The 23,807-nt window shown below is 69.9% G+C and carries 23 protein-coding genes; 5 read left to right on the forward strand and 18 right to left on the reverse strand.

The features are described from left to right. Positions 1–26 precede the first annotated feature (26 nt). On the reverse strand, positions 27–611 hold the full coding sequence (locus GTY96_RS19605; protein ID WP_143904588.1) for a hypothetical protein: 585 nt from the start codon (positions 609–611) through the stop codon (positions 27–29). A 124-nt stretch (positions 612–735) separates the two neighbouring features. On the opposite strand from GTY96_RS19605, the gene guaA reads away from it, so the two are divergent. Beyond that, a complete protein-coding gene (guaA, locus tag GTY96_RS19610; RefSeq protein WP_143904586.1) occupies positions 736–2,289 on the forward strand; it encodes a glutamine-hydrolyzing GMP synthase in 1,554 nt (517 codons plus the stop codon). Between the two features lie 120 nt (positions 2,290–2,409). Here guaA and GTY96_RS19615 read toward each other — a convergent pair whose 3' ends face one another. Together GTY96_RS19615 and GTY96_RS19620 are read right to left on the reverse strand one after the other, a co-directional pair. Further along, complete coding sequence (locus GTY96_RS19615) at positions 2,410–4,503, reverse strand: S46 family peptidase (RefSeq protein ID WP_143904583.1); 2,094 nt, start codon at positions 4,501–4,503, stop codon at positions 2,410–2,412. A gap of 211 nt (positions 4,504–4,714) precedes the next feature. Then, positions 4,715–5,491: a helix-turn-helix domain-containing protein gene (locus GTY96_RS19620; RefSeq protein WP_143904581.1), complete on the reverse strand. Its 777-nt coding sequence runs from the start codon at positions 5,489–5,491 to the stop codon at positions 4,715–4,717. Positions 5,492–5,608: 117 nt separating this feature from the next. Here GTY96_RS19620 and GTY96_RS19625 point away from each other — a divergent pair, with 117 nt between their 5' ends. From GTY96_RS19625 to GTY96_RS19635, 3 genes are read left to right on the forward strand one after another with little or no spacing between them, the layout of a single operon-like run. Next, on the forward strand, positions 5,609–6,454 hold the full coding sequence (locus GTY96_RS19625) for an MBL fold metallo-hydrolase (RefSeq protein WP_161665549.1): 846 nt from the start codon (positions 5,609–5,611) through the stop codon (positions 6,452–6,454). Positions 6,455–6,489: 35 nt separating this feature from the next. Continuing rightward, positions 6,490–7,086, forward strand: a complete 597-nt coding sequence (locus GTY96_RS19630; protein ID WP_161665497.1) for a glutathione S-transferase family protein — start codon at positions 6,490–6,492, stop codon at positions 7,084–7,086. Between the two features lie 26 nt (positions 7,087–7,112). Beyond that, on the forward strand, positions 7,113–8,450 hold the full coding sequence (locus GTY96_RS19635) for a metal-dependent hydrolase family protein (protein WP_161665498.1): 1,338 nt from the start codon (positions 7,113–7,115) through the stop codon (positions 8,448–8,450). On the opposite strand, the gene GTY96_RS19640 is transcribed toward GTY96_RS19635, so the two are convergent. Continuing rightward, complete coding sequence (locus GTY96_RS19640) at positions 8,447–9,142, reverse strand: hemerythrin domain-containing protein (protein ID WP_161665499.1); 696 nt, start codon at positions 9,140–9,142, stop codon at positions 8,447–8,449. The genes GTY96_RS19635 and GTY96_RS19640 overlap by 4 nt on opposite strands. 290 nt (positions 9,143–9,432) lie before the next feature. Here GTY96_RS19640 and GTY96_RS19645 point away from each other — a divergent pair, with 290 nt between their 5' ends. Further along, entirely contained in the window at positions 9,433–9,990 is a 558-nt protein-coding gene (locus GTY96_RS19645) for a hypothetical protein (RefSeq protein ID WP_161665500.1), read from the forward strand. 3 nt (positions 9,991–9,993) lie between these two features. On the opposite strand, the gene GTY96_RS19650 is transcribed toward GTY96_RS19645, so the two are convergent. The 14 genes from GTY96_RS19650 to GTY96_RS19715 form a co-directional block, all read right to left on the reverse strand. Next, a complete protein-coding gene (locus GTY96_RS19650) occupies positions 9,994–10,872 on the reverse strand; it encodes a DUF3014 domain-containing protein (protein ID WP_143904571.1) in 879 nt (292 codons plus the stop codon). A gap of 69 nt (positions 10,873–10,941) precedes the next feature. Next, on the reverse strand, positions 10,942–12,012 hold the full coding sequence (locus GTY96_RS19655; protein WP_161665501.1) for a hypothetical protein: 1,071 nt from the start codon (positions 12,010–12,012) through the stop codon (positions 10,942–10,944). Between the two features lie 8 nt (positions 12,013–12,020). Beyond that, complete coding sequence (locus tag GTY96_RS19660) at positions 12,021–12,896, reverse strand: ribonuclease H-like domain-containing protein (RefSeq protein ID WP_143904793.1); 876 nt, start codon at positions 12,894–12,896, stop codon at positions 12,021–12,023. Next, positions 12,896–13,333 carry a (deoxy)nucleoside triphosphate pyrophosphohydrolase gene (locus GTY96_RS19665; protein WP_143904567.1) on the reverse strand — a complete coding sequence of 146 codons (438 nt, stop codon included), beginning with the start codon at positions 13,331–13,333 and terminating at the stop codon, positions 12,896–12,898. The genes GTY96_RS19660 and GTY96_RS19665 overlap by 1 nt, the downstream gene beginning before the upstream one ends. Further along, on the reverse strand, positions 13,330–14,508 hold the full coding sequence (locus GTY96_RS19670; protein ID WP_143904565.1) for an outer membrane protein assembly factor BamB family protein: 1,179 nt from the start codon (positions 14,506–14,508) through the stop codon (positions 13,330–13,332). The genes GTY96_RS19665 and GTY96_RS19670 overlap by 4 nt, the downstream gene beginning before the upstream one ends. Positions 14,509–14,521: 13 nt before the next feature. Then, the gene (locus GTY96_RS19675) at positions 14,522–15,331 is read right to left on the reverse strand and encodes a tetratricopeptide repeat protein (RefSeq protein ID WP_370456601.1); all 810 of its coding nucleotides are present in this window, start codon (positions 15,329–15,331) and stop codon (positions 14,522–14,524) included. A gap of 97 nt (positions 15,332–15,428) precedes the next feature. After that, entirely contained in the window at positions 15,429–16,844 is a 1,416-nt protein-coding gene (gene der, locus GTY96_RS19680; protein WP_143904561.1) for a ribosome biogenesis GTPase Der, read from the reverse strand. A 67-nt stretch (positions 16,845–16,911) separates the two neighbouring features. Next, positions 16,912–17,865, reverse strand: a complete 954-nt coding sequence (era, locus tag GTY96_RS19685) for a GTPase Era (protein WP_143904559.1) — start codon at positions 17,863–17,865, stop codon at positions 16,912–16,914. A gap of 88 nt (positions 17,866–17,953) precedes the next feature. Further along, the gene (locus GTY96_RS19690) at positions 17,954–18,511 is read right to left on the reverse strand and encodes a peptidylprolyl isomerase (protein ID WP_143904557.1); all 558 of its coding nucleotides are present in this window, start codon (positions 18,509–18,511) and stop codon (positions 17,954–17,956) included. Beyond that, the gene (locus GTY96_RS19695) at positions 18,508–19,182 is read right to left on the reverse strand and encodes a peptidylprolyl isomerase (RefSeq protein ID WP_143904555.1); all 675 of its coding nucleotides are present in this window, start codon (positions 19,180–19,182) and stop codon (positions 18,508–18,510) included. Before GTY96_RS19695 ends, GTY96_RS19690 begins: the two co-directional genes overlap by 4 nt. Positions 19,183–19,249: 67 nt before the next feature. Next, on the reverse strand, positions 19,250–20,026 hold the full coding sequence (gene rnc, locus GTY96_RS19700; protein ID WP_186002021.1) for a ribonuclease III: 777 nt from the start codon (positions 20,024–20,026) through the stop codon (positions 19,250–19,252). A 14-nt stretch (positions 20,027–20,040) separates the two neighbouring features. Further along, entirely contained in the window at positions 20,041–20,904 is an 864-nt protein-coding gene (locus GTY96_RS19705; RefSeq protein ID WP_186002008.1) for a hypothetical protein, read from the reverse strand. Beyond that, the gene (locus GTY96_RS19710) at positions 20,904–22,049 is read right to left on the reverse strand and encodes an acyl-CoA dehydrogenase family protein (protein ID WP_143904550.1); all 1,146 of its coding nucleotides are present in this window, start codon (positions 22,047–22,049) and stop codon (positions 20,904–20,906) included. The genes GTY96_RS19705 and GTY96_RS19710 overlap by 1 nt, the downstream gene beginning before the upstream one ends. A 40-nt stretch (positions 22,050–22,089) precedes the next feature. Then, positions 22,090–23,619, reverse strand: coding sequence for an acyl-CoA carboxylase subunit beta (locus GTY96_RS19715; protein WP_161665550.1), 1,530 nt, complete (start codon positions 23,617–23,619; stop codon positions 22,090–22,092). Positions 23,620–23,807: the final 188 nt, after the last annotated feature.

Raw genomic sequence — 23,807 nt, forward strand, 5'->3', positions numbered from 1 at the left:
CGCACCCAGGGGAGGCCCGCGAGGGACTACTTGCCGCGACGCTTGCCGCCGGCGGGGGTCTCCTCCGCGGGGGCCGGCGCGGCCGACACGCGCTTCTCCGCGGCGTTCACGCGCTGGAGCAGCTGCTCGCGGTCGTCCGGGTCCAGCGTCTCGATGGCCTTCTTCATGGTGCCGAAGTCCAGGCGGGCCACCGTGACGGTGTTGCCGCCCTTGATCTCCTGCACCGTGGGGACGTCCACCAGCTCGCGCAGGTAGATCTCGAACTCCACCCGGACGTCCGCCGTCTGCTGGATGCAGGTGTCCTTGGCGTTGACCAGGTTCTGGCTGCCCTCGCGGTAGCTCAGGTCCGGGTTGCGGGCCATCGCGTCCTCGAAGGTGTGGGTGCGCTCCCGGAGCGAGGAGTAGAGCTGGACGTAGTCCACCAGCCGGTCCGACTCCGGACGGTTGACGTCCCGCGCCTTGTTGAGGGGCGCCGTGGTGTCGTCACAGGTGAGCTTGGAGAGCTCGGTGACGCCGGGCGCATCCTTCACGGCGACGCTGCGGGTATCCCTCTCCAGACGTTCGTCAGAGGAGATCTCCTTCACGCACCCCGAGGAGGACAGGAGGAGCATGGCTGCTGCAGTGGAAGCGGACAGGCGGCGCACGAACAATTGACGGCCTTTCAGCGTTGATTTCCCGAAGTTTGTAGCGATAAGGGCCCCCACCCGTCAACGACGCCCCCTGGGAGAATCGCCGGTGGACCTGCACTCCGAGAAGATCCTGATCCTTGATTTCGGGAGCCAGTACACCCAGCTCATCGCCCGCCGGGTGCGCGAGCTGGGGGTGTATTGTGAGATACACCGCCCCGACCTCCCCGCCGCCGACATCCGCCAGTTCGCGCCGCGCGGCATCATCCTGTCCGGCGGCCCGGCCTCCGTGGAGGCCCCTGGCTCCCCCCGCTGTGACCCCTACGTCTTCGACGCGGGCGTCCCCGTGCTGGGCATCTGCTACGGCCTCCAGCTCATCTCCAAGCTGCTGGGCGGCCGCATCGACCGGGGCGCGCACCGGGAGTTCGGCAGCGCGGCGGTGGAGGTGCTCACCGCGCGCGGCCCGTTCGCGGAGTTCCACCCGGGCGACCAGGTGCAGGTGTGGATGAGCCACGGGGACCGGGTGGACGTGCTGCCGCCCGGTTTCGAGGCCATTGGCCGCAGCGGCAATTCGCCCTTCGCGGCGGCGGCCCATGCGACGAAGCCCTGGTACGGCCTCCAGTTCCACCCGGAGGTGGTCCACACGCCGCAGGGCAAGACGATGCTGCGCGCCTTCCTCTTCAACGACTGCAAGGTCACCGGCTCCTGGACGATGAAGGGCTTCATCGACGAGGCGGTGGAGACCATCCGCAAGCAGGTGGGCGAGGAGGGCCGGGTCATCTGCGGGCTGTCCGGCGGCGTGGACAGCTCCGTGGCGGCGCTGCTGCTGCACCGGGCCATCGGCCCGCGCCTCCAGTGCATCTTCGTGGACAACGGCGTCCTGCGGCAGGGCGAGCGGGCGCAGGTGGAGGCCCTCTTCGTGGACCGCTTCCACGTCCCCCTGAAGACGGTGGATGCGCGCGAGCGCTTCCTGTCCAAGCTGGCCGGCGTCACCGATCCAGAGCAGAAGCGGAAGATCATCGGCCGGGAGTTCATCGCCGTGTTCGAGGAGGCCTCGCGCGACGTGCAGGACGCGGGCTTCCTGGCGCAGGGCACGCTGTACCCGGACGTCATTGAATCCGTGTCCTGGAAGGGCCCCTCCGTCACCATCAAGAGCCACCACAACGTGGGCGGCCTGCCAGAGCAGATGAAGCTCAAGCTGGTGGAGCCCCTGCGCGAGCTCTTCAAAGACGAGGTCCGCGCCCTGGGCCGCGAGCTGGGCCTGCCGGACGAGATGGTCTCCCGCCAGCCCTTCCCGGGGCCGGGCCTGGCCATCCGGGTGCTGGGCGAGGTGAACGAGAAGCGCCTGGACCTGGTGCGCCGCGCGGACGCCATCGTCCAGGAGGAGATCCACAAGGCCGGCCTGTACCGCGAGGTGTGGCAGGCGTTCGCGGTGCTGCTGCCGGTGCAGAGCGTGGGCGTGATGGGCGACGAGCGCACCTACGAGTCCACCTGCGTGCTGCGCGCCGTCACCAGCGTGGACGGGATGACGGCGGACTGGGCCCGCATCCCGTTCCCCATCCTGGAGCGCATCTCCTCGCGCATCACCAACGAGGTGCGCGGCATCAACCGCGTCGTCTACGACATCTCCTCCAAGCCGCCCGCCACCATCGAGTGGGAGTGAGCCGGAGGGCGTCCGCGGAGCCCCGCTCAGGGTGAGGGCTCCTCGCGGGCGCGGATGAAAGAAGAGGCTGCCTGGCGCGAACCAGGCAGCCTCGGGGACTTCAGCCCGCGGAAGGGGAGACTACCCCGCCGGGTTGGCCTTCACCGGCGTCACCTTCGTGCTACCGGGGCGCAGCTCTTCCAGCACGCGGTTGGCGCCGTAGATCTTCTGGAGCGCCTCGATGATGGCGTCCGAGTGGACCGCCACGGTGCGGTTCACGGACTCGTCGAAGCCGTAGTCACCGCCCAGCGACTGGATGTTGCCGTCGAACACCAGGCCCACGACCTCGCGGTTCTGGTTCAGCACGGGCGAACCGGAGTTGCCGCCGATGATGTCGTTGGTGGTGACGAAGTTCATCAGCGTGGCGCCGTTGATGACCTTCTCCGACTTCACCCACGACTTGGGCAGGGCGAACGGCTCCTGGCCCGTGGCGTGCTCGAACGTGCCAGCCATCTGGGTGAACGGCGCCACCTGCGCGCCATTCTCCGTGTAGCCCTTCACCGAACCGAAGGACACGCGCGGGGAGAACGTCGCGTCCGGGTACTGGTTGGTGCCGTAGATGTCGAAGCTCGCCTTGGCGACCAGCTCGCTGTTCTTCCGGATGACGGACTCCACGTCGTCCTCGAACTTCTTGCGGATGGCGCGGGCGTCCGGGTCCACCAGGAGGGCCAGCTGGATCATCGGATCCTTGGACGCCTCCACGGCCTTCTTGCCACCGTCGAAGAGCGCCTGGCGCGCCTTGACGTCCGCCAGCTTGCTGCCCTTCACCACGCGGGTGGCGACCTGCTCCGGGGACTCCTTGCCCAGGACCTTCTTCACGAAGGGGTGCTTGGCGCCCAGCTCCTCGCGCAGCTTGGTGAGGCTGAACGTCAGGCGGGCGATCTCCAGCTCCGGGTAGATGGGCGCGGGGCTGAAGAGCTGCGCCTTGAGCGCGGGCTGGTTGGCGTCGTTGTACTCACGCAGCCGCTGGCCGTTGTCCTTGGGCAGCTCCTCGCTGGCGCGCACCAGCGTCCGGGCGATGACGTACATGGAGGACGACAGGCCCTGGCCCTGCTCCATGTAGTTCAGGTCCTTGCGGAGGTTGACGAGCTGCCCCTCCGCCTTGGCGATCTCATCCCAGGCGCCGGCGTACTTCTTCTTCAGCTCGGGGTTCGCGTCGACCTTCTTGCGCAGCTCCTGCTCCGCGGCGACCTTCTGCGCGAAGAACTGCTTGTCGAGCAGCGCCTCGTGGCGGCCCTTGGACGCCTTCAGGCCGTTCTCCACGCCGAAGAGCATGTTGCTGGAGATGCGCTTCTGCTCGGGGCCGCGCTTCTGGAACTCCGTGAGCATGCCCCGCATCTCGGACAGGTACATGAGCGACTTGGGCATGGACACGTCGCGGATGTACTCCAGCTCCGCGATGGTCAGCTGGCGCGAGGTGCGGCCCGGGTTGCCGGCCACGAACGTGAGCTCGTTCTCCTTGGCGCCGTGCTCGGACCACTTGAAGTAGTCCGGCGTCTTCACCGGCTGCTTGTCCTGGTAGACGCGCACGAACGACACGTCCAGGTCGTAGCGGGGGAACTCGAAGTTGTCCGGGTCACCGCCGAAGAAGGCGATGGCGTGCTCCGGGGCGAACACCAGGCGCACGTCCTGGAAGCGGCGGTACTTGTAGAGGTTGTACTTGCCGCCCTGGTACAGCGTGACGACGTCACAACGCACCTTGTCGTCGCCGTTGGCGCAGGCCTTCTCCACCTTGGCCATCTCCGCCTTCAGCGTGTCCGAGTACTGCTTGCCGGACAGCGACTGGGTGGCCTTGTTCAGCGCGTCGGTGACGTCGGTGATCTCGACGAGCTGGTTCACCTCCATCGCCGGGCACTGCTTCTCCTCGGCCTGCGTCTTCGCGTAGAAGCCGTTGGCTAGGTAGTCCTGCTTCGCGGAGGACAGCTGCTCGATGCAGCCGCGCGCGCAGTGGTGGTTCGTCATCACCAGGCCGTCCGGCGACACGAAGCTCGCGGAGCAGCCGCCAGCCAGACGCACCGCGCCCAGGCGCAGCTTCTCCAGCCACTGCTGATCCGGCTCGAAGCCGTACTTCTGCTTCACCTTCGCGGCGGGGAAGTTGTTGTACGTCCACATGCCTTCGTCGGCGAGCGCCGGAGCGGCACCCACGAGGGCGGCGATGACCATCAATCGCTTCATGAATGGGATCCTTTCGGGCCGCGGGAACGGAGACCCGCGGGGACGGGGCGTTTGTGAGGGATGCCCCTGCGGCGGTCAAGCGGGGAAAACGCCCACGCCTCCTGCACAACGCACAGCCGCCCGTTCGATTCCCAGGAGGCCCACCAGGCAGCTGGATCCGCCGCCCCGCAGCATCCCGACGCGCCGCGTCCGACGCGGACGGGCAGGGGGCTCAGGCCACCCGGGCCCGGACCCATGCACCCGGGGTGCTGCCCGTGACGGCCCGGAAGTCCGCGATGAGGTGGGCCTGATCATAGTAGCCAGCACCGGCCGCGATGGCGCCCCAGTCCGGCCGTGCGCCCTGGACACTGGAGGCCCGGAGCGCGCGGTGGAAGCGCACGAGCCGCGCGAAGGCCTTGGGGCCCATGCCGAGCACGTCGTCGAAGGCGCGGCGCAGGTGCCGCTCGCTCACGCCCAGCGTACGGGCCAGGCCGGCCACGCGGGGAATCTCCACCGCGTCGGTGAGCAGGCGGATGCCGCGCCGCACGAGGTACGCGGCGGCGGGCTCGTAGACGTCATCCCGCTGGAGCCGGTCCGCGAGGGCGGCCTCGAGCGCGCGCAGGCGGGCCTCGGGGGAGCGGGCCTCCGCGAGCTGGGCGCGCAGCCTCGCGCCGTCGGCCCGGCCCCAGAGTGTGTCGATGGACAGCGACCGGCGGGCCAGCTCCGACATGGGCACACCGAAGAACGGATACGCGCCCCCGGGCTTGAACTGGAGGCCCAGCGTGTCGGGCGGCACCTCCGACGGCGCCTTGCGCAGCACGTGCTCCCGGGGCCCCAGCGCGTGCACGTCGCAGGACGACGCCGTGACGCGGACCACCAGCTCGACGGTGCCGTCCGGGAGGCGGACGTAGGCGTCCGGGGACGGGCCCCGCCAGAGGAGCCGTGCCCGCTGGACGAAGCGCGACAGGTCGGCCCGCGGGGTCAGCGTGTGCTCGGACGGGGAGGCCATGCGCCGGCAACCATGGCGCGGCGGGCCCCGGGCAGCAACCCGGTCCGGGTGCGGGCCACCGGACTCTGGCCGATTCCTCCAATCGGGCCCGTGGGGTGGATTCGTACAGTGACGGGCATGCGAATCCATCACCTGAACTGCGGAACCCTGTGTCCCTCCAGCGCCCGGTTCGTCACGGGCGACGGCGGGCTCTTCGAGCGCGCCCGGATGGTCTGCCACTGCCTGCTGCTGGAGACGCCACGGGGGCTCGTCCTGGTGGACACGGGGCTGGGGACCCGGGATGTCCAGGACGCGAAGCAGCGGCTGGGCGGGCGGTTCGTGGCCCGGAACGCGCCCCGGTTGGAGCTGGCCGAGACAGCGCTGGCCCAGGTGGAGCGACTGGGGTTCCAGCGCGGGGACGTGCGGCACATCGTGCCGACGCACATGGACCTGGACCACATTGGCGGGCTGGCGGATTTCCCCGAGGCCCAGGTCCACGTGTTCGAGGACGAGCACGACGCGGCCCTGGTGCCGCCGAAGCCGGGCGCGATGTTCGGCTACCGGCCGGTGCAGTGGGAGCACGGGCCGAAGTGGAACCGGTACGCCGTGGACGGCGAGCGCTGGTTCGGCTTCGAGTCCGTCCGGGTGATTCCGGGCCTGGACGCGGAGGTGCTGCTGGTGCCGCTGGCGGGACACACGGCCGGCCACTGCGGCGTCGCGGTGAAGGGCCCCGGGGGCTGGGTGCTGCACGCGGGAGACGCGTACTTCAGCCACCACGAGGTGGATCCGGTGGCGCCGCGGAGCCCGTGGGGCGTGGCGCTGTTCCAGCGGCTGAGGTCGGTGGACAACGCCGCGCGGCTCGCGAACCAGGAGCGGCTGCGCGAGCTGGTGCGCGCGCATGGGCACGAAGTGAAGGTGTTCTCCGCGCACTGCGCGGTGGAGTTCGAGCGGCTGCGCGGTGGACCCGCACACGGGGCCGCGTGATAGCACTCGGGGCGGACCTGTTCGGAGGTGCGCCCATGAAGCTCTATTTCACGCCCAGGACCCGAGCGACCCGCGCCCGCTGGCTGCTGGAGGAGCTCGGGGTGCCGTACGAGTTGGTGAAGGTGGAGCCCTCGAAGGGGGACACGTCGACGCCGGAGTACCTGGCGCTGAATCCCTTCGGCCAGGTCCCGACGCTGGTGGACGGGGACGTGACGCTGTTCGAGTCCTCGGCCATCTGCATGCACCTGGCGGACCGGTTCCCGGAGCATCACCTGGCGCCCCCCGTGGGCTCCGCCGAACGCGCCGCGTATTACCAGTGGATCGCCGTCGCGGAGGACACCGTGGAGCCGGTGGTGCTGGACTTCTTCCGGCACGCGCGGCTTCCGGAGGGACAGCAGGCGGAAGCGCCGCTGTCCCGGCAGCGGTTGAACGCGGTGCTCGCGGTCGTGGACTCGCGGCTCGACGGCCGGGAGTTCCTCGTGGGGGCGCACTTCACGGCCGCCGACGTGGTGATGGCGTCGATCCTCCACCTGGCCCACACGCTGAAGCTCCTGGAAGGGCACCCGCGGCTGGTGGACTACGTGACGCGTCACACGCAGCGCCCCGCCGTCCGCCGGGCGGGCACGCCGTGATGGCGTTGCGGTAGCATCGGCGGACCGTGCGACCCGCTCTGCTCCTTGGCTCCCTCCTGCTGTCGCTGTCCCATTCCGCCGAAGCCACCGAGCCCGCCCGGACGACGACCCAGGTCCTCAAGGCGGCGCGGCTCTTCGATGCGAAGACGGGGAAGATCGTCAGCCCGGGCGTGGTGGTGGTGGCGGAGGGGAAGGTGGTGGGCGTGGGCCCGAAGGCGCCCGTGCCGGAAGGCGCGACGGTCGTGGACCTGGGCGACGCCACGCTCCTGCCGGGCTTCATGGACGCGCACACGCACCTGAGCGCGGAGCCCGGGCCCGATTGGCGCAAGGACATCATCGACAACTTCCAGCGCACCATCCCCGAGCAGACGTTGAACACGCTGCCGCGGGCGCGCGCCACGCTGATGGCGGGGTTCACCACGGTGCGCAACCTGGGCTCGGAGGACTTCATCGACGTGGGCCTGCGCAACGCCATCGCGCGAGGCACCGTCGTGGGGCCCCGCATCCTGGCCGCGACGTCCGCCCTGAGCACCACGGGCGGCCACTGTGACCACGGAAACTCCTGGCGCAAGGGGCTGATGGCCCATGACGCCAGCCGAGGCGTGGCGGATGGCCCGGACGCGCTGCGCGCCCTCGTGCGAGAGAACCTCAAGTACGGCGCGGACGTCATCAAGGTGTGCGCCACGGGCGGCGTGCTGAGCCTCAACGGAGACGCGGACGCCCCGCAGTTCACCCAGGCGGAGCTGGACGCGGTGGTGGACGAAGCCCACTCGCGCCGGCGCAAGGTGGCCGCGCACGCGCACGGCGCGGAAGGGGCGAAGCGCGCCATCCGCGCGGGCGTGGACTCCATCGAGCACGGCACGTTGATGGACGACGAGGCGCTGGAGCTGATGAAGAGCAAGGGCACCTGGTACGTGCCCACCGTCCTGGCCTTCTACGGAGTGAAGGAGCTGGCGGACAAGGGCAGCCTGCCGCCGGCCACCGTCATCAAGCTGCGCGCCGTGAATGTGAGGCGAGAGCAGGTGATGCGCAAGGCGATCTCCCTGGGGGTGCGCATCGCGTTCGGCACGGACGCGGGCGTATTCGCCCATGGGCGCAACGCGGAGGAGTTCGGGCTGATGGTGGACGCCGGCCTGGCGCCCGCCGAGGCCCTGCGCACCGCCACCGTGAACGCGGCGGAGCTGCTCGGGGTGTCGGACCGGCTGGGGACGCTGGAGCCGGGGAAGCTGGCGGACGTCGTCGCCGTGCCCGGCAACCCCCTCCAGGACATCCGCGTCACCCAGAAGGTCCTCTTCGTGATGAAGGAGGGCGTGATCCACCGCAACGACACGGCGCCCGGCGAGCCCGTGGCCACGGCGCCTTAAGTCCTGGGGGTGAACCCAGCCAGGTCGTGGATGCCCAGGGCGCGCTCCAGCCGCGCGACCTCGTCGAGCGCCTTCTCGAAGCCATCGCTCCCGAGCAGGCGGTGTTCCTGTTCCTCGAAGCGATCTCCCAGCGCCTCGAAGTCCTTCGCCGCGAAGAGCGACCGGAAGGCGGGAAAGAGCACCGTGTCCTCACGCGCCGCGTGGGCCTGGTACATGCGGGTGAACTGCATGAGCTGCTGGGCCACGCGCGAGCGGGAGTCCGGCTTCGATAGGGCGTCCGGGCTGTTCGCCGCCGCGAGGAAGCCCTGGGTCAGTGCGCGGCCGGCCGCGTGCTGCGCGAGGAGCACGTCGACGAGCGGTTTCTGCTGGCCGGCCTTGACCAGGGGTGGGAACACCTCGGTTTCCTCGAGCTTCTCGTGGTAGCCCTCGCCAAACCGGGCCATCAGGCCCGCGGCCTGGGAGAGCACCTCGGAAGGAGCGGTCTCCCCAGGGTTCCGCAGGCGCCGCGCGAGCTCGTCGTAGACCAGAAGGGTGCGCCGGATGACGCCGTGCTCGCGCATCAGGTCCTCGGTGGCGTTGACCGCCAGCGGCTTTCCCCGGGGCCTGGGCGCCGCGGAAAGGGCGGTCGCGGCGACGCCAAGGCTCCCCAACAGCACGGCGGACACGACGTCACGGCGACCGGGATTCCGCATGTGCGAACGGATCCCATGCCGCCCATCGCGCGCCAACACGACGGCGGGCAGGGACGCCGTCCAAAAGGAAACGGGGAAGTGGTCCCACGAATGCGCCCCTGGGACCCCAGAGGCTTAGTTTACATAACGCTTCTTATCAGACGTCATTGCCAGGGCATCCTGAAGGATTCCAGGTGCTTCCAGCGCCGTCCCCCAGCCTCCGTGGACGTCCACGCAACCGGCCCGGCGGGCTCCCAGGTTCGTGATCTCGGGCTTCCCGAGTCCGTGTCTGGCACATACGTTGCCGCCCCATGCGTCTCCTCCGACGAACCGGACTCGCCGCGCTCTGCGGCCTCACCGCGGCCCTGCTCACGGGCTGCCCCGACAAGACGCCCCAGGCCACCGCGGACGGCGGTCCCGCCAGCGCCACGGCGACCCCGGACGCGGCCCCCGAGGCCGTGGCCTTCACGCTCCAGTACCAGGCTCCGGACGCCGGGCTCGCGCTCATCCCGCTGTCCCTGGAGGAAAAACCCCTGGTGGAGTCCACCTCGGACCTGGAGCTGCGCAGCACGCTGCCCCTGCGCAACTACCGCGTCCGGCTGATGGACGAAGCCGACCGGGCCATGGTCTCCGACGACTCCGTGACCGAGTCCGACGACGGCCTCGTCTACCGCATCCACCTGCCGCAGCCGCTCAAGACCGGCTACTCGTACACGCTGGTCGTGGACGCCCAAACAGGCACGGCGTTCCAGGACTCGCGCGGCCGCGACGTGGACGACCTCCGGGCCGCGTTCCAGATCGCCGGCGACAAGGAAAAGCCAAAGCCGCCGGCGGCGCCCGCCAAGGGCGGCAAAAAGAAGCACAAGTAGCCGTCATTCCTCGGTCTGCGACTGCCCCGGAGCCTGATCCGGCAACGGTTCGGGCGTCGCGGGCGCCGGGGTCGGCAGGTTCAGCGCCGTCCGGACCTCCCGAAGCTTCGCCTGGATGAGCCGCATGTTCCCGGGCCCCATCCGCAGCAAGTGCTTCTGGGCCTTGCTCAGCGCCTCCAGCTCCGGCGCCGCGTAGACATAGAGCGCGCCCTTGGACTCCACCTCGACAGGCCCCCGCGGCACCGGCACCACCAACAGGTGCTGGATGGCCCGACCGAAGGCCGTCTCGAAGCGCTGTCCCGGCGGCGCGATCTCCCCGTAGGCCTGATCGACGAGCGGCTTCAGCTCCCGGTACACCATCGCCGCGCCGGACACGTCCAGCGAGCCCAGCACCCGGGCCACCACGTCGTAGCGCGCGTAGCTCAGCGGAGCGATCTCCGACCGCCCGTTCGCGGCCGCCTCGCCCACCTGGAACGCCCCCACGGGGGCCATGAACAGCAGCGAGGCCCGGGGGCTCTCGCCGTCGGCGATGTTGCTCACGGACGCGGTGAACCGGCGCGCCAGGTCACGCTCCTGGAGCCATCGCGCCAGCTCCGGGTCCACCGACAGCTTGCCCACCACGTCCCGGACCCGGCTGTCGCTCTCCGCCAGTGGCACCTCCGGCGGTGCCGCCTCCACGCCCGCGTCCACCACCGGGGCCGCCGCCACGGGCTCCGGTTCGGATTGGCGCTTCAGGCCGAAATACGAAGCCGCCAACGCCACGACCATCAACGCGACCAGGATGCCCAGCACCTTGCCGCGCGACGGCGTCTTTGGCGGCTCGGCCTCCGGCGGCGGTGGGACTCCTCCAGGGGGCGCGTTCACGAAGTTTGGATCACTCATGGTCCCGGACCTTACAGACAGCCTTCCAGGCCATTCCACGCGGCCCTGAACAATCCCCAGGGACTCTGTTCACAGGACGGTGGCGGGTTCGGACACCGCCGAAAGGACTTCGTCGGGCAGGCGCCAGAGCTGGCCGTCCTCAGGCGAAAGAATGTAGCCACCGGGCAGCAGGTGCACCGACGTCACGGTCTCCGTGGACAGCGGCAGCTCCCACGCACACACGGGCCGCAGCGTCACGGGGTCCAGCTGAAGCAGGTACCACTCCCCCGCCGCCAACAGGTCCTCCACCGCCACCAGCACCGCCCCTGCCGTCACCAACCCGGAGTACCCCGTGGCGAGCGTTCCCTGTTCCGGCAGCAGGAACTCGGCCGCCTGCGTCCCCTCCGGGTACGTCCAGCGCCGCACCCAGGTGCCACCCACGCCGATGAACCCCGAGCCGTCCGGCACGAAGCCCGCCGGATAGAACGGCGCGTCCACGGACGCCACCACCGCGCCCCGGATCAGCCCCGCCGGGCCGCGCTCCACCAGCGTGAGCCAGGTGCCGTCCTGCCCCCGGCTCACCGACACGCCCATCACCGGCAGGCGCGGGTGCGGCATCCATTCATGCAGGCCATCCAGGTCGTCCTCGCCCAGCGGGGGCGCGTCGAGCCCCGTCTCCATCCCCGCGACGTCCGACAGCGTCCGGGCGTCCACCACCCGCACGGACGCCCTTCCTTCCACCACGTCACTCGTCCACAACCCCTGACCGGTGACATCGAAGCCCAGCGCCTGCGTGGGCCGTGTCCAGGTGCGCGCCGTCGTGCCCACCGAGTCCGCGTCCGGCCCCAGGCCCATCATCTCAATCCACCCTGGCCCGAGCACCGCCACGCCCTGGAGCGACGGATGCAGCGCGACCAGCTGCGCCGTCCGGGGCAGCTCCAGCGAACGCTCGGGAGGCCACGCGTCCCCGGCCCCCAGCACCGCGAGCCGTCGCGCGCCCAGGGCCAATCCCAGGGCCTCGCCCGTGGGGCTCAGGATGAAGCCATCCCCGGCCCAGTCCGCGTCCGTCACCGGCAGGGCCGTGAGCCGGGTGAGCGCCACGCGACGGCTGGGAATGCCCCAGGGGGCGCCGGGCCGCGGCCGGCCGACCCAGGGGACCACCTGGCCGCTCAGGAATCCTGCTCCATGGCCCGCACGCGCGCGAGCGTGTCCACGTCGCGCTCGGTGGGGCCCAGTTCCAACAGCAGTCGGCTCACGTCGTACAAGAGATCCCCGCGCTCGAAGACCTTCAGCCGGGGGACGTCCAGGTTCAGGTCGTCCGCGCCCTTGTTGTAGGACAGGTCCATCAGTGACCGCAGCTGGAACGAGTCGTAGAGGTTGTACTCCACCAGATAGCGCAAGGCCTCCACGTCGCCGCGCCGCAGGTACGCGCGCCACAGCAGCACCGCGTCGTAGCCGTTGACGCCCTTCAGGTGCGGCGGCCGGCCCACGCCCAGCTTGTCTTCAATCTCCTTCAGGCCGCCGCCCATCCCCAGCCGCCGCGTGACGAAGCGCAGATCGATGTGCGCCTCCGGCACCGGGAAGCGCTTCGCGCCGAAGTACTCCTTCAGCACCGGCACGTCGAAGCACGAACCGTTGAACGTCACCCACAACCGCCGCGCCGCCATGGCCTCCGGCAGCGCGTCCATGTTCCGGCCCTGGATGAAGACGTGCAGCCCCGCGGCGTCGAACAGGCTCACCACCGTGGGCACCTGCGTCTGGCTGCCGTCCGTCTCGATGTCGAAGTAGACGGCGTCCTCCTGGAACTCCGGGAACAGGCGCCAGTGCTCGCGCGGCGGCACCAGGCGGGCCAGCTCCTTCAGGTCCTTCCGGGCCAGGGCTTCGCGGGCCTCCGCGATGCGCTGGCGGGCCACCGCGTCCGCCTTGCGGCTGATGACGATGCCGCCGTCCGGGAAGTCATCCCAGGTCCGGATGCCCTTGGACCACAGGTCCTTCTCGCGCCACGGCCCCACGCCCGGGATGTGCTGGAACGTGTGCTGAAGCATCAATCGAGCGCACCCAGCCTTCCCGCCAGCAGATCATCCAGGAGCGGCACGTCCGCCTCGCAGAACGGCAGCGCCTGCATCTGCGTGGGCGTGTGGAACGCCAGCTGATGCGCGCCCAGGGGCTTCGGCTCACCCGACACCAGCGTGGCCGCGTACAGGATGAGCTCCACCGTGAGGTCCGGGTACGTGTGCCGCCCTTCCCACAGGCGCCGGCCCACGGACAGCTCCACGTCCAGCTCCTCGCGGCACTCGCGCGCCAGGGCGGCCTCGTCCGTCTCGCCGGCCTCCACCTTGCCGCCGGGGAACTCCCAGAGCAGCGCCCGGCTTCCGCCAGGAAGGCGCTGCTGCACCAGGTACCGCGGCCCGCCGTCTTCCGGACCGGGCCGGGGAATCAGCGCCGCCACCACCCGCACCGTCCGGGGCACGGCGCGCGTCACCCGCGCGGCCCCAGCTTCACCTTGTTCATGTCCAGCGAGTACAGGTACGCGTTGTTCGACAGCACGTACACCCGCGAGCCCACGACGAACGGCGGCGCGGAGACACCCACGCCGGGGTTCCACGACATGCGCGTCTTGCCCGTCGTCGGGTCCACGAACAGCAACGCGCGCTCGTTGGGGATCAGCAGCATTCCCCGAGCCAACACCGGAGCCAGCGCCGTCCTATCCTTGAGGCGAAGCGACCAGATGAGCTTCCCTGTCTCCCCCAGGTAGGCGTCCACGCGGCCGTCGCCGCTGGCGAACACCACCTCACCCCGCGAGAGCAGCGACGTCAGGCCGCCCACGCTGGTGTTCCAGATGACAGCGCCCGAGTCCGCCTCCAGCGCGTACAGGCCGTTCTTGTACGAGGCCACGTAGAGCCGCCCCGCCGAATCGATGGCCGGAGTGGTGTCCACGTCCAGGAACTCCGTCCCGGTGCCCGACAGCGCCTTCTCCCAGACGACGCCGCCGTCATCTACCTTGAGGGCGACGACGAAGCCGTCGGAGAAGCCGATGTACGCGGTGCCCTGGTCCACCCTCGGCGCGGACGCGCCCCGGATGGTGAAGCCCGACGGCGGATCGCGGCGGTACTGCCACACCCACGTGCCGTCCGTCGCCTTCACCGCGAACACCGTGTCGGTGTCCGTGGCCACCAGGATCAGCCCGTCCGCCAGCACGGGCACCGTGGCCAGGGACTCGTTCGTGGCGTACTTCCACTTCACCGCGCCGGTGCGGCCGTCCAGTGCATACAGGACGCCGTCGCCGCCGGGCGCGTAGATGACGCCCTCGCTGGCCATGGCCCCCGCGAGCGCCCGGGCGCCGGTGCGCAAGGACCAGCGCTCCTGGCCGTCCGGGCCCACCGCGTGGATGAAGCCGTCGCGCGTCTGCGCGATGACGTTCTTGCTCTCCGGGTCGTACACCGGGGAGGCGGGCTCACGCGGCGAGTACTCCAGCAGCGGAACCTTCTCCACCAGCCCCGTCCACCAATCCACGTGGAAGTAGTCCACCGGCGGCTGCCGGGGCGCCGCGGGCAGCTCCGGGTTGCCGTACAGCGGCACCCGCGCGCACCCGGCCAGGAGTCCCACCCCGGCCACCATTCCCACCCACCGCTTCCACCGAGAGAGCCGCATGGTCATGAGCGCCGTACCGCTACCCCGCGTCCGTTTCCGTCGTCGCGGCCGGCGGCGGTGCCGGCGTGGGAATCTTTACGCCTTCCGCGGCCAGGACCGCCATGCGCTCGGTGGCCTGGCGGGCCGCGGCGCTGTTCGGGTGGTCGGTGGGAATCTTCGACAGCACCTGCGCCGCCTCGTCCTTCTTGCCCTGAAGGATGAGCATGCGGGCCTTGTGGTACTGCCCCATGCCGACCAGGTACTCGCCCGAGTCCGCCTTCTCCATCTGCTCGAAGGAGGTGATGGCGTTGGCGTAGTCGCCCTTGGCCTCGTAGGCGTAGCCCTGGCCCTCCAGGGCGCTCGCGCGCAGGGCATCGTTCTCCGGTGAACCCTGGAGGAACGCCCCCAGGGACGCCAGCGCGTCGTCGTACTTGCCCAGGCGGAACTCCGCCTTGGCCTGCGGCAGGGCCGCCGTGGTCGCCGCGCGGGTGCCCGGGTGCTCCTTGCGGAAGCCGGACAGCTGCTTGACGACCTCCTCATCACGGGCAGCCACCGTCGGGAACGGCGTCTCCGTGGAGGTGGGGTCCGCCGGGTCCACGCCCGTCACGGGGCGGTCCAGGACGGTGAGGGCCTGCCCCAGTTGCATGGAGGCCGTCTCCTCGCCGCGCTTGGAGACTTCGCTGCCAATGGCGAAGCCCACCGCGCCCAGCACCAGGACGCCGGCGCCAATGGCGAGGAACTTCTGGCGCTGCATCAGCCAGTCGCGCGCGTCCGCCCCCACCTTCTGGAAGGCGTCCGGCTGACGAAGCTCCTGCTGGCGAATCTTCTCGGTCTTCTGCTGGGCCACGATGAAGGGACCTCTCTCCGGCTTCGACGGTGCTCTTCGCTCTGGGAAAGCGGCGCACTGTAAAGAGCGCCCGCTGGGAGTGTCAACGCGCGAGCGCGGGTCAGTCGCGCTCTCGCCCTGCCCGCTTCCCACCCTTGCCGCCCTTGGCCGCCAGGTGCGGGTTCTTGCGGGCCTCGCGCTTGGCCTTGCCTGGACGCTCGCGGAAGAGCAGGCGGATGGGGACCCGCAAATCGAACGTCTTGCGGATCTGGTTGGTGATGTAGCGCTTGTACATGTCCGGAACGCCTTCCGGGGCATTGCAGGTGAGCGCGAACGTCGGCGGCGCCGCCGTCACCTGGGCGATGTAGTACAGGCGGAGCGGCTTGCCCTTCACGATGGGTGCCGGGTTGTTGTCCACCATGTAATCCAGCAGCCGGTTGAGCTGCGGCGTGGGCGCCCGGAACCGGAACTGCTTGGCCAGCTCCACCGCCACGTCCACCACCTTCTCCACCTTGGAGCCGTGCAGGGCGGACGTGAAGATGACCGGCGCGTAGCCCACGAACTTGAGCGCGAGCTTGAGGTCGTCGCGGAAGGCCTCCTGGCGGCGCTTGTCCTCCGCGATGAGGTCCCACTTGTTCACCACGATGACCAGCGCGCGGCCCCGGTCCATGGACAGGCCCGCGAGCTTCGCGTCCTGATCCACCGCGGGCTCCGTGGCGTCCATCAGCAGCACCGCCACGTCGCTGCGCTCCAGCACCTTGAGCGCGGCGATGACGGAGTACTGCTCCACCTGATGCGCGATGGTCTTCTTGCGCCGGATGCCCGCGGTGTCCGTGAGGATGAGCTGCTGGCCCTTGTACGTCACCTCGGAGTCGATGGGGTCGCGCGTGGTGCCCGCGATGTCGCTCGTGACGACGCGCTTCTCCTTCAGGATGGCGTTGACCAGCGTGCTCTTGCCCACGTTGGGCCGGCCGATGATGGCCACGCGGATCTTCCCGTCGTCCGGCGGCGCCTCCGCGTCCTCGCCCTCCACCTTCGCGGGCAGCTTGCCCACGACGGAGTCCATCAGGCTGCCCATGCCCAGGTTGTGCTCCGCGGACATGGCGTTCACGTCGCCCAGGCCCAGGCGGAAGAACTCGCCCGCCAGCGACTGCATCTGCCCGGACTCGTTGTCCAGCTTGTTGGCGGCGACCACGACGGGCTTGCCCGCCTTGCGCAGGTAGTTGGCGACGGCCTCGTCCGCGGTCGTCATCCCCGCGCGGGCGTCCACGACGAAGATGATGACGTCGCACTCCTCCACCGCGAACTGCGCCTGCTCGCGCACCTGCTTGAGCAGCGAGTCCTTCTCACCGGGGACGAAGCCGCCGGTGTCGATGAGCGTGAAGGCGCGCCCCTCCCACTCCGCGTCCGCGTAGTGCCGGTCGCGGGTGACGCCCGGCTCGTCCTCCACGAGCGCGATGCGGCGGCCCACCAGGCGGTTGAACAGCGTGCTCTTGCCCACGTTGGGGCGACCGACAATGGCGACCAGCGGCTTCATGGAGTCTCTTTCGACAGCGACGACGACTTCTGCGGCGACGACTTCGGCTTCAGCGACGACGGCGACATCACTCGTACCCCAGCTTGCGCAGGCCCGCGGCGCGCTCGCTCCAGCGGGCCTCCACGCGCACGCGCAGGTCCAGGTACACGTGCGCGCCCAGCAGGCGCTGCACCGACTTGCGCGCGTCCGTGCCAATCAGCTTCAGCATCTGCCCCTGCTTGCCAATCAGGATGGCCTTCTGGCTGTCGCGCTCCACGTAGATGGAGGCCGCGATGCGGATGAGGCCGCCCAGCTGGCCCGGGGGCGTGCCGGGGCGCGGCTCGCGCTCGGATTCGTCGAACACGTCCACCAGCACCGCGGTGGAGTACGGAATCTCCTGCCGGCAGTGCCGGAGCACCTGCTCGCGGATGTACTCCGCCACCAGCACGCGCTCCTGCTGGTCCGTGAGCATGTCCTCCGCGAAGAGGGGCTCGCCCTCCTGCATGTGGCCCAGCACCACCTGGAACAGGTGCTCCACGCCGTCCTTCTCCCGCGCGGAGATGGGCACCACCTCCGCGAAGGGGAACTCCTGGCCGTAGAGCGCGATGAGCGGCAGCAGCTTCGACTTGGGGATGGAGTCGATCTTGTTGATGACCAGGAAGGTGGGCTTGCCCACCTTCTGCAGCCGCTCGAGGATGTCGCGGTTGCCCGGCGTCACCTCCAGCGTCTCGCCCTGGGGTGGCTCGATGAGGAAGAGGACCAGGTCCACCTCCTCGGCCGCGGAGATGGCGGCCTCCACCATGTAGCGGTTGAGCTCCCCCTTGGCCTGGTGGATGCCGGGGGTGTCGATGAACGCCACCTGCCCCTCCGGGCGCGTGACGACGCCCAGGATGCGGTTGCGGGTGGTCTGCGGCTTGGGCGAGACGATGGCGATCTTCTCGCCCGTGAGCGCGTTGAGCAGCGTGCTCTTGCCCACGTTGGGCCGGCCGATGAGCGCGGCGAAGCCAGCGCGAGGGGTCTTCTTCTGGGACTGGGAGGCCATACTTCCGGAGATGATCAGTGGGCCCTCCGACTGCGGAAGGAAGGCCCCGGGGAAACCACTGGAACCGCTGAGGACGGCGGCGGACGGCTTAGGACGGCCGCGCCGTGGAGAGGGTCAACGTCTGGATGCGCACGTCCCGGCGCGGACGGTCGTTCGAGTCCTTGGGAAGCTCATTGGCGATGCGGTCCACCACGTCCTGCCCCGCCACCACCTCGCCGAAGATGGTGTACCGGTTGTCCAGGTGGGGCTGTGGTGCCGCGGTGATGAAGAACTGACTGCCATTGGTGTTGGGGCCCGTGTTGCCCATGGCCAACACGCCCTTCTTGTCGAAACGCCGGCCGCCCTGGAACTCATCCTCGAAACGGAAGCCCGGCCCACCGTTGCCCCGGCTGGTCGGATCCCCGCCCTGGATCATGAAGTCCTTGATGCAGCGGAAGAAGAGCGTGCCGTCGTAGAGCGGGCGGCCGTGCATGGTCTCGCTGGTGATGGGGTGCTTCCAGTCCTTCTCCCCGCTGGCCAGCCCCACGAAGTTCTCCACCGTCCTCGGAGACTCCTGGGAGAACAGGCGCACCACGATGCGCCCCTCGGTGGTGTCGAAGGTGCCGTACAGCTCCACGCCCGCGCGGGCCTGCTCCATGAAGCTCATTGGGCGGGACTCGGGGTGGCGGTGGCCTTGGGCCTGGCGGCGGCCGCCTGCTTGGGGGCCTTGTCGCTCAGCGTGACGGAGGTGAGCACCACCGGCGTCTGGGGCCGATCCTGGGCGCTGCGGGGCACGCTGGCGATCTTCTCCACCACGTCGTAGCCGGTGACGACCTCGCCGAAGAGGGTGTGGCGGCCGGTGAGGTGCGCGGGCGTGGAGGTGGTGATGAAGAACTGGCTGCCGTTGGTGTTCGGCCCCGCGTTGGCCATGGCCAGCAGGCCCGGCTTGTCGAAGCTGCGGCCGCTCTGGAACTCGTCCTCGAAGCGGTAGCCCGGGTCGCCCATGCCGGTGCCGGTGGGGTCGCCGCCCTGGATCATGAAGCCCGGGATGACGCGGTGGAAGACGGTGCCCGCGTAGAGGGGCTTGCCCTTCACCGGCTCGCCGGTCTTCGGGTCGGTCCAGGTCTTCTCGCCCGTGGCGAGCCCGACGAAGTTCTCCACCGTCTTCGGGGCGTCCTTGGAGAAGAGCTTCACGGTGATGACGCCCTGGCTCGTCTTCAGGGTCGCGTAGACGTCCTTGCCGGCCTGGACCTTCTTCGTCCAGGGGCCCACTGCGGGCTCGGCGGCCAACGCCGCGACTGCGGCCAGCGCCACGGTGATACCGAGAAGACGGTGCATACGGGACGGCCTCCAGGGCAGGAAGGCGCGGACCCTACCCCCCACCCCCCTCCCCCTCCAAGGGCTTTCACGCCGGAGGGTCGTCTGGCGAAGTCCCTCCCACGGCCTCCGCCGGAGCCACCTCCGCCCCGGATTCCGGGGCTGGGGCCGCCCGAAGGCGCTCCAGGGTGGTGCGCGCGGCGGACTGCTCGGCCTCCTTCTTGTTCCGGCCGTTGGCCCGGGCGTACACGGTCTCCCCGATACACACCTCCACCTCGAAGACCTTGGAGTGCTCCGGGCCCGACTCCGCCACCACCCGGTAGCGCGGGGACAGCTTGAGCTTCTCGTGGGAGAGCTCCTGGAGGAGCGTCTTGTAGTCCAGGCGCCCCGCGCCCGAGGCCACCTCCTCCACCACCTCCCCGAAGCACCGGTCCACCAGCGCCAGGGCCGGCTCCAGGCCGCCGCTCAGGTACACCGCGCCCAGCACCGCCTCCAGCGCGTCCGCGAGGAGCGAGTTCTTGTCGCGGCCCCCGGACTGGGACTCGCCCCGGCCCAGCAGCAGCAGCTCGCCCAGGCGCAGGCCCCGGGCCACGCGGGCCAGGCCCTCCTCGTGGACGATGCGGGCGCGCATCTTGGTGAGCTCGCCCTCGGGGACACCGGGGCAGCGGTCCATCAGCCGGTGGGACACCGCCAGGTCCACCACCGCGTCGCCCAGGAACTCCAGGCGCTGGTTGTCCTTGAGGTTCTGGTCCCGGTTCTCGTTGACGTACGTCTTGTGCGTCAGGGCTTCCAGGGCGAGGTCTCGCTTGGAGAACTCCACTCCCAGGCGGGCCTCCAGGGCTTGCACCCGCTCGGCCAGGGTCATCTTCTCCACGCGGCTCACTCCTGGGGCGCGTCCGGGCCCACGAGGCGCACGGCCTCGGGAGCAACCTTCAACAGATCCGCCACCATCCGCACCACCCCGGGGAACTCATCCAGTTCGAAGCGGCCCGCCCACACCTTGCCCTGGGTGCCGGCGAGCAGGCCCCGGAAGGTCCGCCCCGCGATGCGCGCGGCGGCGAAGCGGTACACCCGCCCCTCCACCTGCAACTGCGCCAGCAGCTCCAGGCTGCTGCGCGGCGGCACCAGGGCCTGCGGGCCGAACTTCTCCACCACCTCCACGAAGCGCACCGGCTCCGAACCGGGCGCGCTCTGCGGGGTGCGCGCCACCGGCTCGCCCAGGAGCGCGGACAGGTAGCCCGTCAGCGCCGCCCGCTCGCGGAACTCCGACAGCTCGATGACGTGGCCCGCCGCGGTGATCAGCTCCTCCCCGTTGCGCCGGGCCTCCGCGACGCGGAAGTTGCCCTGCCGGTCCGCCACCAGCTTCACGACGAGCGGGCCCTCCTTCACCGTCGTGGCCAGCACCAGCGACTGCGGATCCACGTCCGCGGGCAGGCCCAGCAGCTGCAGCTCCTCCGAGCGGCGCTGCAGGTGGAAGACGTGGTCGCTGAAGGTGTCCAGCAGCAGCGCCTGCATCTCCTCCGCCGCGTCGATGGCGGAGAGCAGGATGGGCGTCATGCCCACCACCGCGGCGGGCGCGATGGGGATGAGCCGGTCGCCCAGGACCTGGAAGGACACTTCCGTGATGAAGTCCTTGGTGATGGGGTTCACCAGGGACGCGGCCTCCAGGTCCAGCATCACCTCGATGCCGGCGGCTTCCTCGCGGACCTGGAGCCCCAGCTCTCGCAGCCGAGCGGTATCCATCAGGCCCCTTTGAAGGTCTCGCGGGCGATGATGGTGCGCTGGATCTCGCTCGTGCCCTCTCCAATCTCACAGAGCTTGGCGTCGCGCAGGTAGCGCTCCACGGGGAACTCGCGCGTGTAGCCGTAGCCGCCGTGGATCTGCACGGCCTTGTTGCAGGCGCGCATGGCCGCCTCGGAGGCGAAGAGCTTCGCCATGGAGGCCTCCTGCGAGTACGGCCTCCCCGCGTCCGCGAGCCGCGCCGCGCGGTGCACCAGCAGGCGCGCCGCCTCCAGGTCCGTCTTCATGTCCGCCATCATCCAGCGCAGGCCCTGGAACTCGCCAATGGGCTGGCCGAACGCGGTGCGGTCGCGCGAGTACGCCACCGACTCCTCCAGCGCCCCGCGCAGCAGCCCCACCGACAGCGCGCCAATGGTGATGCGGCCCTTGTCCAGGATCTTCAGCGTGTCGATGAAGCCGCGGTCCACCTCGCCCACGATGGCGTCGTCACCGACCTCCACGTTCTCCAGGATGAGCTCCGCGGTGTCCGACGAGCGCATGCCCAGCTTCCCGTGGATGGAGCGCTGGCTGAAGCCAGGGTGACCCTTCTCCAGCACGAAGGCGGTGATGCCCTTCTGGCGCTTCTCCGGCGACGTGAGCGCGAGCACCACGAACACGTCACCCACCGTGCCCTGGGTGATGAACATCTTGGCGCCGTTGAGCACCCACTTGTCGCCCTTCCTCACGGCGGTGGTGCGCATGCCGGACGCGTCCGAACCGGATCCCGGCTCGGTGAGGCCCCACGCGCCCAGCCACTCGCCGGTGGCCAGCTTCGGCAGGTAGCGCTGGTGCTGCGCCTTGTTGCCGAACACGCGCACGTGGCTGGTGCCCAGGCCGTTGTGGCTGGCCACGGTCAGCGCGAGCGAGCCGTCGTAGCGGGCGATCTCCTCCACCGCCACCGCCACGGCGAGCGAGTCCATGCCCGCCCCCCCGTACTCCTCCGAGACGAGCATGCCCAGCACGCCCAGCTGGCCCAGCTCCCGCACCACCTCCAGGGGGAACTTCTCGTCCTTGTCCCACTCGCGGGCGTAGGGCTTCACGCGGCGTTCGCAGAATTCACGGAGGGAGGCCTGGAGGGCGCGGTGGCTGTCGGGGAGTTCGAAGTCCATGGTCGGGAGCGGAATCTAGCGTGGAATCAGGTGGGGGACTCTAGACGGGGTGGACGCCGTGCTTCTTTTCGGCGCGGGGCTGGAAGCGGTCGGCATACAGCGAATAACGCTGCATCAATTCCCCGCGGAGCGAATCGCCGGGCACCACCGCGTCGATGATGAGCTCGCTGGCCAGCTTGTAGATGTCCACGTCCTGCTTGTACTCGTCGCGGAGCTTCTGGACGAAGGCCGGCCGCTCGGCCTCCGGCAGCTCCTGGATCTTGTTGAAGTAGACGGCGTTCACCGCCGCCTCCGGGCCCATCACGGCGATCATCGCCTGGGGCAGCGCGAGCGTGGCCTCCGGGGCGAAGCCCGGGCCGCTCATGGCGTAGAGGCCGGCGCCGTACGCCTTGCGCACCACCACGCAGATGCGCGGCACGCTGGCCTCCGACACGGCGGAGATCATCTTCGCGCCCGCGCGGATGATGCCCGCCCGCTCCACCTTGGTGCCGATCATGAAGCCCGGCACGTCCGACAGGTACAGGAGCGGGATGTTGAACGCGTCGCACAGCCAGATGAACCGGGCCGCCTTGTCCGCGCTGTCCACGAACAGCACGCCGCCCTTGTACTTGGGCTGGTTGGCCACGATGCCCACCGTCCGGCCGCCCATGCGCGCCAGGCCGGTGATCAGCTCCTGCGCGAAGAGCTTCTTCACCTCGAACCAGCTGCCCTCGTCGATGAGCTCCGCGATGAGGGCGTGCATGTCGAAGGGCTTGTTCTGATCCGGCGGGACGATCTCATCCACGCGCTTGCCGCTGTGCTTGGGCGCCTTCACGTCCACGCGCGGGGGGGCCTGGGTGAAGTTCTCCGGGAAGAAGGCCAGGTACTGCTTCGCCGCGGCGATGGCCTCCTGCTCCGTCTTCACCAGCACGTCGCCCACGCCGGACACCGAGCAGTGCATCTTCGCGCCGCCCATCTCCTCCAGCGTGACCTTCTCGCCGATGACCATCTCCGCCATGCGCGGACTGCCCAGGTACATGGAGGCGTTGCCCTCCACCATGATGACCAGGTCGCAGAACGCGGGGATGTACGCGCCGCCGGCGGCGGACGGGCCGAAGAGCAGGCAGATCTGCGGGACGAAGCCCGACAGGTGGACCTCGTTGTAGAAGATGCGGCCCGCGCCCCGGCGGCCCGGGAACATCTCCACCTGGTCCGTGATGCGCGCGCCCGCGCTGTCCACCAGGTACATCAGCGGGCACCGGAGCGCCTTCGCCGTCTCCTGGATGCGCAGGATCTTCTCCACCGTGCGCGCGCCCCAGCTGCCCGCCTTCACCGTGGAGTCGTTGGCCATGATGGCCACGGCGCGGCCGGCGATGCGCGCCACGCCCGTGATGACGCCGTCGGACGGCAGCTCCGGATCCAGGTTGTTGGCGAGCTTGCCGTCCTCCACGAACGAGTCCGCGTCCACCAGCAGCCGGATGCGCTCCCGGGCGAAGAGCTTGCCGCTCTCCGCGTTCTTCGCGTGGTACTTGGGCGCACCGCCCTTCTCCACCTGGGCGATCGTCTCGAGCAGCTTCTGGTCGTAGGACATGGCCGCCGTCCCATACCAAGAAACCCCTGCCATGGCTGCCTTCTTGCCGTGCGAACCGCCAACCGTGCAGTCCAAAGGACGACGCATGAGGCCACGGCGCGGCGCATCGGGGGCTGGCACCGGGGGCTTCCCTGCCTACCTTCAGTGCTGCACGGGGGGTGTGCACCCAGGCGGGCCACGCTCGCCCC

Origin of the sequence: Corallococcus silvisoli (assembly GCF_009909145.1) — a bacterium.
GTDB lineage: Bacteria > Myxococcota > Myxococcia > Myxococcales > Myxococcaceae > Corallococcus > Corallococcus silvisoli.